Here is a 14,910-nt window from a genome sequence, read left to right on the forward strand (position 1 = left end):
TTATATAATTCGCTAGACAAATTGTCATTTTACCTGTGATTTTCCACACATCTGCTGGTCTTTTTCTATACTATACTCGGTCTGTACACAGATAAAAGAAGCAGTAAAATCCTTGGTATATCAGTGCTTTACATGAAGTGAAAATAGATTATGCAACGAATATAGAATCACGTAGAGTTCTTTTTGTGCATTATTTCACAAACAATTATAGAAGATTTTGGGAGGATTGTCTATGAAGCAGCAACGTCTCGTATTAATTGGAAATGGTATGGCTGGCGTCAATGTTATTGAACAAATCTTAAAGCACAACAAAGGGATGTATCATATCACAATCATAGGAAACGAACCGCATCACAACTACAATCGCATTATGCTTTCATATGTGCTGGAAGGCAGTAAAACGATTGATGACATCGTGTTAAATGACCATAGCTGGTATAAAGATAATCAGATTGATCTACAAACAGGTACAGCAGTGACTCACATTGATACCGAAGCGAAAAAGGTGTACACGGATAATGGATCGGTATTTTCTTACGATAAAGCTATTATCGCTACTGGCTCTCAACCATTTGTTTTACCTATACCTGGTGCGGACAAACAAGGAGTAATTGGCTTTAGAGACATTCAGGATTGCAATCAGATGATGGAAGCTGCTAAGACCTGTAAAAAAGCTGCCGTGATTGGTGGCGGTCTGTTGGGCTTGGAAGCAGCTAAGGGCTTGGTTCATTTGGGGATGGAAGCAACGGTCGTGCATTTAGGCAATGTTTTGATGGAACGGCAACTGGATGACATAGCAGCAAACATGCTAAAAGAAGAACTAGAGCGTCAGGGAATCCGATTTGCAATGGAAAAACAAACGGTAGAGCTACTTGGAGATGAGCGTGTCACGGGACTGCGTTTTGCAGATGGAAGCGTATTGGAGGTCGATTTTGTTGTAATGGCAGTGGGAATCGTACCGAATACCAGCGTGGCCAAAGCAAGTAATATGGAGGTAGCACGAGGGATTGTTGTAAATGACTTGCTACAAACATCTGCACCAGATGTGTATGCGGTTGGGGAATGTACCCAGCATCGCGGACTTTGCTACGGTTTGGTAGCTCCTTTATTTGAACAGGGTGCTATATTAGCCAAGCATTTATGTGATATAGAGACGAAGGGCTATGAAGGCTCCGTTGTATCTACTAAATTAAAAATTTCTGGAGTTGACGTATTTTCAGCGGGCGAATTTCAGGATCAAGCGGATATGACCATCGTACGTATGCAGGATGATTGGAAGAAAATCTATAAGAAGATTCTGATTCGAGACAACAAAATTGTCGGCGGAATCCTATTCGGCGATGTTAGTGAGTCTGCTCGCTTACAAAAGCTGGTCAACACCCAGACAGAAATGACGGACGAGGTGTACGCTTCCATAATGGGCGGAGGAGCTTGTTGTGGTGGAGGAAATCAAGCAGCTTTAGTAGCTGAGATGTCTGATGAAGAGATCATCTGCGGCTGTAACGGTGTCACAAAAGGCAGTATTGTGACAGCGATAAAGGAACAAGGCTGCTCAACGGTAGATGAAATAAAAGCCTGCACAGGTGCAGCACGGTCCTGCGGGGGATGTAAGCCAATGGTGGAACAAGTGTTGCAGTATGTGCTAGGAGATCATTTTGATATCAATGCGAATAAACAGGGGATTTGTGGATGTACTACGTTAAGCCGTGATGAAATCGTAGCTCAGATACAAGAGATGGGTCTTACTACGATTAAAGAAGTAATGTATGTATTAGCATGGAAAAACCCAGAAGGCTGCTCCAAATGCCGTCCTGCATTGAACTATTACTTAGGGATGATTCATCCGACAACGTATCAGGACGAAAAAGCTTCTCGCTTTGTAAATGAACGTTTGAACGCTAACATTAATAAAGACGGTACCTATACGGTAGTACCACGTATGTACGGCGGAGTAACGACAGCGGAGGATTTGAAAAAGATTGCTGATGTTGCTGTGAAATATGATGTGAAAATGGTCAAAATGACAGGTGGACAGCGAATCGACCTAGTGGGTGTACAGAAGGAGGACCTACCAAAAGTCTGGGCAGAGCTTGATATGCCGTCTGGTTATGCCTATGCCAAAGCCTTGCGCACAGTGAAAACCTGCGTTGGTTCTCGTTTCTGTCGATTTGGGACTGTTGATTCGATTGGGATGGGTATTGCGTTGGAGAAAAAATTCGAGCGTCTCGATATGCCAGCTAAATTTAAAATGGCGGTAAACGGTTGTCCGCGTAACTGTGCCGAGTCCTGCACAAAGGATATCGGGATTGTCGGTAACGATGGCGGATGGGAAATCTATGTTGGCGGTAATGGAGGTATTAAAGCACGTGTCGCTGATTTATTGTGCAAAGTAAAAAACGATGAAGAATTAATTGAGATTTGCGGAGCAGTCATCCAATACTATCGTGAAACAGGCAAGTATTTAGAACGTACTTCTGAATGGGTCGAGCGAATGGGATTAGAAATGATCCATCAAAATGTGGTCGAGGATGTAGAGAACCGTCAGCAGCTATTTGCTCGTATCGAATTAGCACTTGCCCAAGTCCAAGACCCGTGGCAAAAAGTACTACAGGATCAAGAAACCAGAACAAAGTTGTTTGAACCAATTAAGGTGGAAAGCCTGTCATAGTACAGAAATGATAATGGACCAATGTCATGAAAAAAGGGGGAAAACAGCATGGGAGATTTCACTAAAACAATAACGATTGGACGAGTGGAAGAGTTCCCTGTTCAACTGGGGAGAGTGGTACAGATCGGAGAGGAGCAAGTCTGCGTCTTTCGATTATCGGATGGGAGTATGTATGCGCTTGAAGATAAAAGTCCGTATCGAGGAGGACCTTTATCAGAAGGGATCGTTTCTGGCAAATATGTTTACGATCCTCTCTATGATTGGAAGATTTGCTTAGAAAGCGGTCAGGTTCAGGCGCCTGACACAGGACAGGTCAAAACCTATCCATTACAGGTAATAGATGATATTGTTTCGATTAATATGGAGTGCAGGTGAAAATTGATGATACAGGTATATAACCTGTATCATTTTTCTTTTTTTATGATCCAAAATGTGTTATATATCAACGGTTTTTAGTGTTAAAACAGTTTTATGAATGAAATGAAACAAATTTGTGAACCATATCACAAAATAGGTGCATATGTGATCTTTTTCACACACCGAGGCGCAATCTCTCTTGTATGATGAAACTGTAAAGAGCAGTTGTTCAGAATCGAAACAAGCTCTTTTACGCATTAAATCCTTCAATAGCTTTTTTAATCATATAGATGGCCTTCGTTACAGGCAGAGACACCTCATGTAAAGAGTTGTGCTGCCGAGTACAGAACAACGAGCCAATACTTGAGGAGGTATGTAAGATGGCGATTCAAGAGAAAGACCTGCAAACATTTGAACACGCATGGAGAGGCTTTAAGCCAGGGAAATGGATGAAAACGATTGATACTCGTGACTTCATTGAAGAAAACATCACTCCTTACCATGGCGATGATAAATTTTTGGCTGGTGCTACCGCTAATACAAAAGCACTATGGGACATCATCTCTGACTTAACAAAAAAAGAACGTGAAAATGGTGGGGTTCTTGACGTAGATGTTAACACTCCTTCTACTATTACATCCCATAAACCAGGTTATTTGGATAAGGATAAAGAAAAGGTTGTAGGCTTACAAACAGACGAACCATTCAAGCGCTCTCTTCAGCCTTTCGGTGGAATCCGCATGATGATTGATGCTTGCAAAGCGTATGGCTTTGAAGTGCCAGAATCAATCATTAAGTTGTTTACCGATATTCGCAAAACCCATAACCAAGGTGTATTCGATGCCTATACAGAAGAAATGAAAAAGGCTCGTCGTGCAGGTATTATCACAGGTCTTCCAGATGCTTACGGTCGCGGCCGCATCATTGGTGACTACCGTCGCGTAGCTTTATATGGTGTTGATCGCCTAATCGCTGAGAAAAAAGGCGACCTCCAACAATTAGAAGTAGATGCTTTAACAGAAGATGTTATTCGTTTACGGGAAGAAATCGCCGAACAAATTCGCTCCCTTCAAGAACTAAAATTGATGGCAAAAGAACATGGATTTGATATCTCTGTGCCTGCTAAGAACGCACATGAAGCATTCCAATGGCTATACTTTTCCTACCTAGCTGCAATTAAAGAACAAAATGGAGCCGCAATGAGCTTAGGACGTGTTTCCTCATTCTTAGATGCTTACATTGAGCGTGATCTTGCTGAGGGTACATTGACAGAAGAAGCGGCACAGGAATTAGTTGATCATTTCGTCATGAAGCTGCGCATTGTTAAATTCTTGCGTACTCCTGATTACAATGAGTTATTCTCCGGCGACCCAACTTGGGTAACTGAATCCATCGCTGGGATGTCGTTAAGTGGTAAAACTCGTACAACGAAAAACTCTTTCCGTTTCTTGCATACACTTTATAATCTTGGTCCGGCTCCAGAGCCAAACTTGACTGTTCTTTGGTCTAAAGATCTTCCTGAGAACTTCAAAAAGTTCTGCTCAAAAGTATCCATTGAAACAAGCTCTATCCAATACGAAAACGACGATTTGATGCGTCCATACTTTGGTGACGATTATGGTATCGCCTGCTGCGTATCCGCTATGAGAATTGGTAAGCAAATGCAATTCTTTGGCGCACGTGCTAACCTTGCAAAAGCACTGCTTTATACAATTAATGGTGGTGTGGATGAGAAATCAGGCACACAGGTAGGACCTCAATTCGCTCCTATTACTTCCGAAGTGCTTGACTTTGATGAAGTCATGGCGAAGTTCGACAATGTTATGGAATGGCTCGCTAAGCTATACATGAATACATTAAACGTAATTCATTATATGCATGATAAATACTCTTATGAGCGTATTGAAATGGCATTGCACGATCGTGAAATCCTTCGTACGATGGCTTGCGGTATCGCTGGTTTATCCGTAGTAGCAGACTCCTTATCTGCTATCAAGTATGCGAAAGTAAAACCGATTCGTAATGAACAAGGTATTGCGGTCGATTTCGAAACAGAAGGCGAATATCCTCAATATGGTAATAACGATGATCGTGTTGACTCCATCGCAATTGATATCATGGAGCGCTTCATGAACAAAATTCGTAAGCATAAAGCCTACCGTAATGCGTTGCCAACAATGTCAGTACTTACAATCACCTCCAACGTAGTTTATGGTAAAAAGACAGGTACGACTCCAGATGGACGTCAAGCTGGTGAACCATTTGCACCGGGTGCGAACCCAATGCATGGACGCGATAAAAAAGGTGCTTTAGCATCCTTGTCTTCCGTAGCTAAACTTCCTTATGAGCATAGCTTGGATGGTATTTCTAATACATTCTCAATCGTGCCAAAAGCGTTGGGTAAAGACCTAGAATCTCGCGTTACTAATATGGTTGCGATGATGGACGGTTACATGACACCAGATGGCGGACATCACCTAAATGTAAACGTATTTGACCGTGAACAATTGCTGGATGCGATGGAACGCCCAGAAGAATATCCACAATTAACAATTCGTGTATCCGGTTATGCGGTTAACTTCATCAAATTGACTCGTGAACAGCAATTAGATGTTATCAACCGTACTTTCCATGGCAAAATCTAGGCTTACATGTATCCCGACTGTTTCCGAGGCAGCTAGCTGGCTGCTTCGGACAACAGCAAGGGAAGGAAAGTGACGGAGCATAACACACTAACTTAGAACAGCTTTCCTTCTCTTGCTGTTGTGTAGAAAGGATTGATCAACATGAAAGGTCGAATTCACTCCCTTGAAACATTTGGTACTGTAGACGGTCCAGGTATTCGATTTGTCTTATTTTTGCAAGGCTGTGCTTTAAAATGCAAATTTTGCCATAATGCAGATACATGGGATACAAGCGGTGGAACAGAGATGACGGTAGACGAGGTCTTGGCTGAAATTGAACCCTACCTGAATTACTATCGTAACTCTGGTGGTGGTCTGACAGTCACAGGTGGAGAGCCGACCTTACAAGCTCCTTTTGTAACGGAGGTTTTTACTGCTGTTAAAGAAAAATGGGGTCTTCACACTACGCTAGATTCCTCAGGCTTCTGTGACACAGCTAAGGCGGATAAATTACTGGAAGTGACCGATTTGGTCCTTCTTGATCTAAAACAGATGAATCGTGAAAAGCATATCTGGCTTACCAGCCAACCAAATGATCGGACATTAGCATTTGCCAAGTTTTTATCTGATCGCGGCAAAAAAATGTGGATTCGACACGTGTTGATCCCAGGTATTACGGATTCGGCTAGTCATTTGCTTGAAATGGGGGAATTTATCGGCTCCCTACAAGGTGTGGAAAAAGTAGAAATTCTACCTTACCATGAAATGGGTATATATAAATGGGAGGAGCTAGGCAAAGCGTATCCATTAAAAGGACAGCGCTCTCCCTCAGAGGAAGAAGTTAAACGTGCCTATGAATTAATTGAGAAAGGCAGAACCAATCAGCTTCAAGTCATTAAATAATAGATAGTTGATAAAGCCAAACTCTCCACTTTGGATTCAGGAGGGTTTGGCTATTTTATTGTGACAAATAATTCGGCGTGCAATCTTTTTATTTCTCATTCCTTTTTACGATAGAAAGGAATGGAATTTGGATATAGATAAGAAATGGTTTGGCCTTTTTTATGGTCAAGCTTTTTTACTGTTGCTTGATTAGTCCAAATCACTTGAGTAGCTGCTTACATTGCTCCTAATCCTCTTCAGTCACATATTCGAAAAAGAGATTCATGTTTTCCTATCTACATAAAGTGCCAAATAAGGAGATTGGAAATGCCTTATAACAAAGCCTTTTTCCGCTATTAATTTAACTTTTGTCAACATTCTTCATGACGGAACTAGATTTTCATTTTATTGAATAAGAAACGAGACCATTCTAGTATTAAGTCATGAACAAGACATTATTGTTACTCATATGGAGCTTGTGTTTGAAAGGAGTATGATTATGAATCAGACATCTGTAGCAGCGCAGCAGTCTCAAGATACAGGTCTACGAGTAAAGGTTCAAAAATTTGGACGTTTTCTAAGTGGGATGGTCATGCCAAATATCGGTGCCTTCATTGCTTGGGGACTGATCACTGCTCTGTTTATACCGACCGGCTGGATTCCTAATGAAGAATTGGGTAAAATGGTAGGCCCTATGATCACCTATCTTCTGCCGTTACTGATTGGCTACACGGGCGGTAAAATGATCTATGATGTACGCGGTGGCGTACTCGGTGCGATAGCTACAATGGGCATTATCGTTGGTGCAGAAATTCCGATGTTCCTTGGCGCGATGGTCATGGGTCCACTTGGCGGATACGCTATGAAAAAGGTGGACGGGTTATTTGAAGGGAAGATCAGGGCAGGTTTCGAGATGCTGGTGAACAACTTCTCAGCGGGGATTCTTGGAGCGATTTTGGCCATTATTGCCTACACAGGTGTAGGTCCTGTTGTTTCTGCTCTTACAAATGCTTTAGCGGCAGGCGTTCAAGCTATTGTTGATCTGGGGCTTTTACCGCTAGTTAGTATCTTCATTGAACCGGCAAAGGTTTTATTTTTAAATAATGCAATCAATCATGGAATCTTAGGCCCTATTGGATTAAAAGAAGCGGCAGAAACCGGTAAGTCGATATTCTTCTTGCTTGAAGCAAACCCAGGTCCGGGATTTGGAATCCTGCTAGCTTATTGGCTGGTAGGGCGTGGTGCAGCAAAGCAATCCGCTCCGGGTGCAGCAATTATTCACTTCCTAGGCGGGATTCACGAAATTTATTTCCCTTATATTTTGATGAAGCCAAAGCTAATTCTAGCAGCAATTGGCGGTGGCATCAGTGGGGTATTTGTTTTCAAATTGTTAGGTGCCGGTTTAGTAGCGACTGCATCTCCGGGTAGTATCTTTGCGATAGCTGCTATGGCGCCGAAAGGTGGATTATTCCCAGTATTAGCCGGGGTAGTCATTAGTACGATCGTTTCTTTCCTACTTGCATCTGTATTCTTAAAAGCTTCGGCTGCATCAGATGAAGAGGATGGACTAGACAAAGCAACTGCACAAATGAAAGCAATGAAAAACAACAAAGAAGAAAGCGCTGTTGTAAGCGCTAACGTAAAAAATCAGGCAGACCAAGTTGCCACTAGCAATGCTTTACCTGCAAAGGAACAGGTGAAAAAAGTAATTTTTGCTTGTGATGCTGGAATGGGTTCAAGTGCTATGGGTGCTTCTATTTTACGCAAGAAGTTCCAAAAGGCAGGCATTGATGTAGAAGTAACAAATAAAGCAATAAATGATTTACCAAAGAATGTAGACATTGTTGTTACACATAAATCTTTGACCGAACGTGCTAAACAAACGGTACCCCAAGCGCATCATATCTCGGTAGATAATTTCCTAAGCAGTCCTAAATATGATGAGTTAACCACCTATCTAAGTAAGTAATCGATAGGAAATCCATGAGAAAGGCGGTGTACATGTGCAAATTTCAGCGAGACAACAACAGATGATCATGATACTACTACGGGAGAACAACGGGATTACGATTGCTAAAATAGCTGATGAAATCCATACGAGCACACGCACTGTACACCGTGAATTACCTGAGATAGAACCGCTGATGGAGCAGTACGGACTTCACCTAATGAAACGGTCGGGGGTTGGCTTGATTCTCCAAGGAGCGGAACAAGATAAAGAGCGATTAGAACGAGCACTGGAGAGGGCTATACAGCATTCCTCCAAGCATGTATCTAATCCAGAGCAACATCAAGAGGCATTTCAAGTGACCCAAAGGGAGTTTAGCCCTGAGGAGCGACGCAATATTATTTTGTGTACCCTGCTAGCGGCCAACGAACCCATCAAGCTATTTTTGCTGGCACATAATCTGAAGGTGGCGGTTCCTACTATTAGTCACGATTTAGATCAATTGGAAGAGTGGGTTAGAGGTTTGCAGTTACATTTGGTACGTCGCAGAGGATACGGCATTGAGTTGAAGGGGACGGAGGCAGCAAAGAGAAAAGCCATGATGTCCCTACTCTCCGAAAACTTAGATGAAACACAACTCATTGGATTATTAAAAGAGAATATCCAGCAAAAAACGGCTCAAAGGGTAAACAGTGCTTCCGAGCAGTTATTAGGTCTGATTCAACGAGACAGATTGATTGCTGTGGAAAATACACTACAGCGTGTACGGAATGATTTGCCTTATCCATTAGCTGATAGCTCCTATATTGCTTTAGTAGTTCATTTGTCCCTCATGATTGAACGACTCATGAAAGGCGAGCATATCGAGATTGATCAGCATTACTTTGAAGATTTGAAAAGGCAAGCCGAATATAAAGTTGCTAAGCAAATCATTAATGAATTAGCAGGTACCTTTACCATTCCATTTCCTGAAGCAGAAATTGCTTACATCACCATGCATCTCCAAGGCTCTAAGCTACGAATGAGTCAGCATGATCTATTAGAGATCAATAATGTAGAAGTAACCGCCGTAGCACAGAAGCTAATGGAGGGTGCCGGAAGAAGATTAGGGGTCAATTTTTATGAAGATCGCTCATTGTTATCAGGACTCTTAACTCATTTGGAGCCGGCAATGAATCGAATGAGGCGAGGCATGCACATTCGAAATCCGTTGCTCCATAAAATTAAACGAGATTATGAGCAAGTATTCAAAGTGATAGCGGAAACAGTCAAGGAAGCATTTCCCCCTGTACAGGTTCCAGAGGAGGAGATTGCTTATCTGGTTCTCCATTTTGGTTCCTCAATGGAGCGGTTAAAGAGAACACGTACCAAATACAGGGCACTAATCGTTTGTTCAAGCGGGATCGGATCTTCTCGTATGCTGGCAGACCGGATTGAAGCAGAAATTCCAGAAATAGAAGTTTTTAAACATGCTTCTATCTTTGAGGTACATCAAATTGCTTTTACAAAGTATGACCTAATTATCTCAACGATTCCTGTCCCATTTGAGCAGAAGCCGTACATTACAGTAAGCCCGTTATTATCACGTGAAGAAATTGTTAGTATTCGGAATTTCCTCAGTCAGGTACCAATAGAACCTTTGAATGATGCTAAGCCTAATCAACCGCAAACGATAGAAAAAATTCTGGATCATATGGAGGCAGGCGAGTCTTACTTTAGGTATACGCTAACTATTTGCAAGGGCTGGTATGATGTCCAACTAAATAACCAGAGCCAGGATATTATCGAAACGCTGGAAACGATATGTGAACAATTAGAGGATATTGGGATCATGCGTGACTATCGAAAGGTTGTTCGTAAATTACTAGAACGCGAGGAGAAAAGCGGTCTTGGTATACCAGGTACCACGCAGGTTCTCTATCATGTAAAAAGTGCGGAAATCGTACAACCCTCCTTTTCCATTGGATATTTACAAGAACCGATCATTCGCCGGTCGATGGATGGAGAAGAGATGAGTGTTACTAAATTACTAATTTTGGTGAGTCCACAAGAAATGCGGAGTGAAGGAACAGAAATTCTGAGTGAAATCAGCTCTTTATTAATTGAAGAAGAGACAATGAATGTAATAGAAAACAAGCAGCCTATCGAGATTAAAACCTACTTTATAGAAAAATTGAAACAGTTTTGTTTCAGAAAAGTTAAAGAGAGAGGAAATCACCTATGACAAACATCGTAATTGCTAGAAATCAAAAAGCGAACAACAAACAAGAAGCAATTGAGCTAGCAGGTAAACTATTAGTGCAAGCAGGTCATGTTGAAGCGGACTATATTACTAAAATGCAAGAGCGTGAAGAGCTGTTAACCACTTATCTTGGCAATGGTGTGGCAATTCCTCATGGTACGAATGAGGCAAAGACATTGATTAAAAGTACAGGAATTTCAATTGTACAGCTTCCAGATGGAGTAGATTTTGGGGAAGGGAATAAAGCGCGTTTATTGATCGGTATTGCAGGTGTAGGTGATGAGCATCTGGATATCTTGTCTGATTTAGCGATTGTGGTATCCGAGGAAGAAAATGTAGAGAAATTGGTTCATGCTACTACCGATGAAGAGATCATGGATATCATCAAGGGAGGTATGTAGGATGCGTGCCATTCACTTTGGAGCAGGTAACATTGGACGAGGCTTCATTGGACTGTTACTAGAACAGGCAGGGTTTGAGGTATGCTTTGTAGATGTTAATGAGGAGCTTGTTAAGGAAATAAACCAACGTAAATCTTATACCGTACAGATCGCTGAAGAAGAAACACAAGAATTCACGGTTCAACATGTAAGTGCCCTACATGGAGCAGACGAACAGGCAGTAGTTCAAGCCATTGCTACTGCCGATCTCGTCACGACAGCGGTTGGGCCTCATATTCTCCCATACATTTCTCAATCAATTGCCTTGGGGATGAAGGAACGCATGAATCAAACCAGCGAGCCACTTAACATCATTGCTTGTGAAAATGCGATCGGTGGAAGCACTTTACTCAAGCAATACGTGTATAGTCACTTACATGAATCAGAGCAGGCACGAGCGGATCAACAATTTGGGTTTCCAGATTCTGCTGTAGACCGAATTGTTCCGATGCAAAAGAATGATGACCAGCTAATGGTGATGGTGGAAGCTTATTTCGAATGGGTCATCGATCAATCACAGGCAAAAGGTAAATTACCTGAATATTCTGATATTATGTATGTAGATAATCTAGAACCCTATATTGAGCGGAAACTATACACGGTTAACACAGGACATGCTACAGCGGCTTATCTTGGCTATTTAAAAGGTTATTCCTATATAGAAGAAGCGATGAAAGATCCACAGATTCGCCAATTAACAGAAGAAGCATTGCAAGAAACGGGTAACGTGTTGCAGAAAAAATATGGTTTTCAGGCAACAGAGCATGCTGCCTATATTAGTAAAATCCTTCGTCGCTTCGAAAATAAACACCTACAAGATGAAGTGACACGTATTGCGCGTTCGCCAATTCGTAAGTTGGGCTGTAACGATCGTTTTATTAATCCAGCTCGTCAAGCATTGTTTTATCAAATGGAGCCCAAGGCACTTTGCTTGGGAATAGCAGCGGCTCTTTCGTTTGACTACAAACAAGATTCAGAAGCAGTCGAGCTGCAAAATAGTATTAGACAGCAAGGCTTGAAGGAAACGATCATGAAATATTGTGAGTTGCCAGAAGAGAGCCCGTTGATAGAATGGATTTTGGAAAAACATGAGATACTTCAAAAATCATAATAAATTTTTTCTAGAAGGATCGGGAATTCCCCGATCTTTTTTCTTATGAACGAGCAAGAAACCTATTATTGACAAAAATGTAAATTAAATATAAGGTTTAAATGGAAAAATCAAATTATATTAAGGGAGGTAACAAAATGTCAAGAATGACGGAAACAATCGTTTCTGAAAGAGCAAGAGAGATGCAGAAGCAGGTAATGCAAAAATTCCGTTCCAAAATTAGTCCTTCTCTAGCAAAGATTGTGAAGCAATCTCAGGGTGTAGCCAAGCAATTTGTACCAAGTCCCTATGAAGCATTAGAATATGGCACAGAAAAGCCTTTTGAAGAGGGTAAAAATAATAAAGGAATATACGGACTTGAAAGAATATACGAGGATCGAGCAGTATTAACTCCCTATTTTGAATGTTCTGCCTATTGTAGATACTGTTTTAAGAAAACCCGTACGTTAGCGGGAGAAGCCAAGCGGATGTCAGATGAAAATATTGCAGATGCGATTAACTATATAAGCAATGATGATCGGATTAAAACGGTATTAATTACCGGCGGAGACCCGTTTCTCGATGTAACATTACTGCATAAGGTTCTACAGCAAATCAAGGAAATTGATCATGTACGAAACATTCGGGTAGGCACCAGAAATATTCTATTTGCTCCCGAAAACATCACGGATGAAACAGCAGAGATGTTATCAGAATTTAATGAAATTAACTATGAAAATCCACGTTTATCCAGGAACCTTTCCATTGGCTTATCACTAAATCACCCAGATGAACTTACTCCAGAAGTTATTCGCGCTGCGCAAAAGATCATTTCCCGAGGTATTACGATAAGAGGACAAATCGTTTTGATGAAAGATATTAATGATAATACCAAAACGATGCGAGAATTAATAGAGCTGTTTCTCTGTAATGGGATTGTGCCTTATTATCTGTTCCACTGTATGGCTGTAGTCGGCGCTAAGCATTTCCGTACATCAGTCCAAAAGGGAATTGATATTATACGTGAACTATCCGCTTTCTCTGGAAGCATTGCTCCGCATTATGTTTATGTAACCCCTATTGGAAAGCATAGAGTCGGTACGAATTCCGAGCTCGATTATGTAGAGATTGATGGTCAACGGTATATTCGTTCCACTACACCATATAAAGCGGCTGATTTCTTACATTTCTCTGATAACACGATGCTACCACCTCTTCATGAAATAAATGAAAACGGATACATTGTGTCTCATTATCTTGACGGGGATGATAATCCAATGGAGGCATTGATATGAAAGAATTAATCGTATTTATTGAAAATCTCTCGGTAGTTCCTACCATTAATCGCGCTGTTCATGTTACGAAAATGGGATACCAGTGTGCAATCATTACTCGCCCTCTCACAGAGCATGAAAGAACGAAAATCGCTCAATTAGAAGCAGAAAACGACATTCCTGCTTTATTTGCCGAAATAATGGAGACTACTGATTTTGGCTATGAGGAATTAGAAAAAAAGATGTCCATGCTTGAGGAAACATATAAAATTTCTGCTGTACTTAGTATTCTTGGGTTATTTTCAAGCGCTGGTTTATTAGGGGCTGATGTCGCTAAGATAGCAGAAAAAAGAGGATTACCATCTCAGGACTCAGATGCGTTGTATCGTACAAATAACAAATACCTTATGCGTGACGCACTAAGACATGCAGGAGTGCTAACGGTTGATTATGGACTAGCTGTCGATGTGGATTCAGCAGTCGCCCATGCGGAACGGATTGGCTATCCGGTGATTTTAAAGCCGATTAACGGAGTTGCTTCGCATTTAATTCTCAAATCCCACAATCAACAAGAGGTAAGGGATAATTTTACATACGCCCTGCAAAAGCTACCTGACTGTAATTATTCCAATCTTTATGCATCCTGTCACACCTATGCGACGAAGGATGGGAAGCTTATTGATTTTAATCCGATGGGTTGCATGCTAGTGGAAAAATATATGAATGGTCGGGAAGCTAGTGTAGAGATGGTGATCACAGAGAAGGAAATCATTCCTCTACTTGTGCATGATAAGCTAAAAGTCACAGAAGAAAAGCAGGTGTTCTATGAGCATCTTCTGGTCGTTCCCCCTCTTCGCTTTACGGAGAAGGAAATTGAGGAGCTCAAGAATTATGCAGTGGAAGCCGTTCGCGCTGTTGGCTTAAAGAATTCGTTGTCCCATGTTGAATTACGCTATGACGAAAAATTAGGCCCACAGGTATTAGAAATCAATCCGCGTATAGGTGGTATGTGTGTTAAGGATAGCTTAGAAACAATGCTTGGATTTGATTCTGTAAAAGCCCAATTGGGAATTGTTTTAGGAACCTTTGAATTACCGACTCTACCAAACCAAGAACAAACTCCTCATGCCATGTTTACTTTATATCCAAAGGAGAGCGGGATTCTTCGAGCGGTAAACGGACTAGAGGAGCTTGAAAAAATTCCTGGGGTATTAAGAGTAACACAAGTCTATCCAATAGGAGCAGAGATAAGAGGGGACGAGGAAGAAGTATTTCTCGTTATGTGCTGGATGCGTGGAGAAAGCTATGAACATATTGAACAAGTCTATGAAAAGGCGTGCGAGCTAGTCACGTTTGAAATCGAGAAATTGGTTAAGGTGTAGGAG

At 41.4% G+C, this 14,910-nt stretch carries 10 protein-coding genes; all 10 read left to right on the forward strand.

The annotated features are described in order from the left end of the window. The first annotated feature begins 232 nt into the window (after positions 1-232). The 10 genes from nirB to O0550_RS01635 all read left to right on the forward strand — a co-directional run bounded on the left by nirB (position 233) and on the right by O0550_RS01635 (position 14,907). Positions 233-2,668: a nitrite reductase large subunit NirB gene (gene nirB / locus O0550_RS01590; RefSeq protein WP_258425514.1), complete on the forward strand. Its 2,436-nt coding sequence runs from the start codon at positions 233-235 to the stop codon at positions 2,666-2,668. A 48-nt stretch (positions 2,669-2,716) separates the two neighbouring features. Continuing rightward, positions 2,717-3,043 carry a nitrite reductase small subunit NirD gene (gene nirD / locus O0550_RS01595; protein ID WP_096886568.1) on the forward strand — a complete coding sequence of 109 codons (327 nt, stop codon included), beginning with the start codon at positions 2,717-2,719 and terminating at the stop codon, positions 3,041-3,043. A 362-nt stretch (positions 3,044-3,405) separates the two neighbouring features. Next, a complete protein-coding gene (gene pflB, locus O0550_RS01600) occupies positions 3,406-5,670 on the forward strand; it encodes a formate C-acetyltransferase (RefSeq protein WP_003339000.1) in 2,265 nt (754 codons plus the stop codon). A 141-nt stretch (positions 5,671-5,811) separates the two neighbouring features. Further along, positions 5,812-6,552: a pyruvate formate-lyase-activating protein gene (gene pflA, locus O0550_RS01605; RefSeq protein ID WP_003335101.1), complete on the forward strand. Its 741-nt coding sequence runs from the start codon at positions 5,812-5,814 to the stop codon at positions 6,550-6,552. Between the two features lie 478 nt (positions 6,553-7,030). Further along, positions 7,031-8,500, forward strand: a complete 1,470-nt coding sequence (locus O0550_RS01610; protein ID WP_003335099.1) for a PTS mannitol transporter subunit IIBC — start codon at positions 7,031-7,033, stop codon at positions 8,498-8,500. Between the two features lie 34 nt (positions 8,501-8,534). Further along, positions 8,535-10,703, forward strand: a complete 2,169-nt coding sequence (locus tag O0550_RS01615; RefSeq protein ID WP_258425515.1) for a BglG family transcription antiterminator — start codon at positions 8,535-8,537, stop codon at positions 10,701-10,703. After that, positions 10,700-11,122 carry a PTS mannitol transporter subunit IIA gene (locus O0550_RS01620; RefSeq protein WP_003335097.1) on the forward strand — a complete coding sequence of 141 codons (423 nt, stop codon included), beginning with the start codon at positions 10,700-10,702 and terminating at the stop codon, positions 11,120-11,122. Before O0550_RS01615 ends, O0550_RS01620 begins: the two co-directional genes overlap by 4 nt. Position 11,123: 1 nt before the next feature. Further along, complete coding sequence (locus O0550_RS01625; protein WP_258425516.1) at positions 11,124-12,272, forward strand: mannitol-1-phosphate 5-dehydrogenase; 1,149 nt, start codon at positions 11,124-11,126, stop codon at positions 12,270-12,272. 137 nt (positions 12,273-12,409) lie between these two features. After that, positions 12,410-13,546 (forward strand): KamA family radical SAM protein, encoded by a 1,137-nt coding sequence (locus O0550_RS01630; protein WP_258425517.1) that lies wholly within the window; start codon positions 12,410-12,412, stop codon positions 13,544-13,546. After that, positions 13,543-14,907 carry an ATP-grasp domain-containing protein gene (locus O0550_RS01635; protein WP_121473565.1) on the forward strand — a complete coding sequence of 455 codons (1,365 nt, stop codon included), beginning with the start codon at positions 13,543-13,545 and terminating at the stop codon, positions 14,905-14,907. Before O0550_RS01630 ends, O0550_RS01635 begins: the two co-directional genes overlap by 4 nt. Positions 14,908-14,910: the final 3 nt, after the last annotated feature.

The sequence above is a fragment of the Brevibacillus halotolerans genome, assembly GCF_026891775.1.
Taxonomy (GTDB): Bacteria; Bacillota; Bacilli; order Brevibacillales; family Brevibacillaceae; genus Brevibacillus_B; species Brevibacillus_B halotolerans.

Bases quoted from the DNA above. Each gene is read 5' to 3' on its own strand.
- O0550_RS01620 (WP_003335097.1), top strand. From the start codon at position 10,700: ATGACAAACATCGTAATTGCTAGAAATCAAAAAGCGAACAACAAACAA.
- O0550_RS01635 (WP_121473565.1), top strand. From the start codon at position 13,543: ATGAAAGAATTAATCGTATTTATTGAAAATCTCTCGGTAGTTCCTACC.
- nirB (WP_258425514.1), top strand. From the start codon at position 233: ATGAAGCAGCAACGTCTCGTATTAATTGGAAATGGTATGGCTGGCGTC.
- O0550_RS01630 (WP_258425517.1), top strand. From the start codon at position 12,410: ATGTCAAGAATGACGGAAACAATCGTTTCTGAAAGAGCAAGAGAGATG.
- O0550_RS01610 (WP_003335099.1), top strand. From the start codon at position 7,031: ATGAATCAGACATCTGTAGCAGCGCAGCAGTCTCAAGATACAGGTCTA.
- nirD (WP_096886568.1), top strand. From the start codon at position 2,717: ATGGGAGATTTCACTAAAACAATAACGATTGGACGAGTGGAAGAGTTC.
- O0550_RS01625 (WP_258425516.1), top strand. From the start codon at position 11,124: ATGCGTGCCATTCACTTTGGAGCAGGTAACATTGGACGAGGCTTCATT.
- pflA (WP_003335101.1), top strand. From the start codon at position 5,812: ATGAAAGGTCGAATTCACTCCCTTGAAACATTTGGTACTGTAGACGGT.
- pflB (WP_003339000.1), top strand. From the start codon at position 3,406: ATGGCGATTCAAGAGAAAGACCTGCAAACATTTGAACACGCATGGAGA.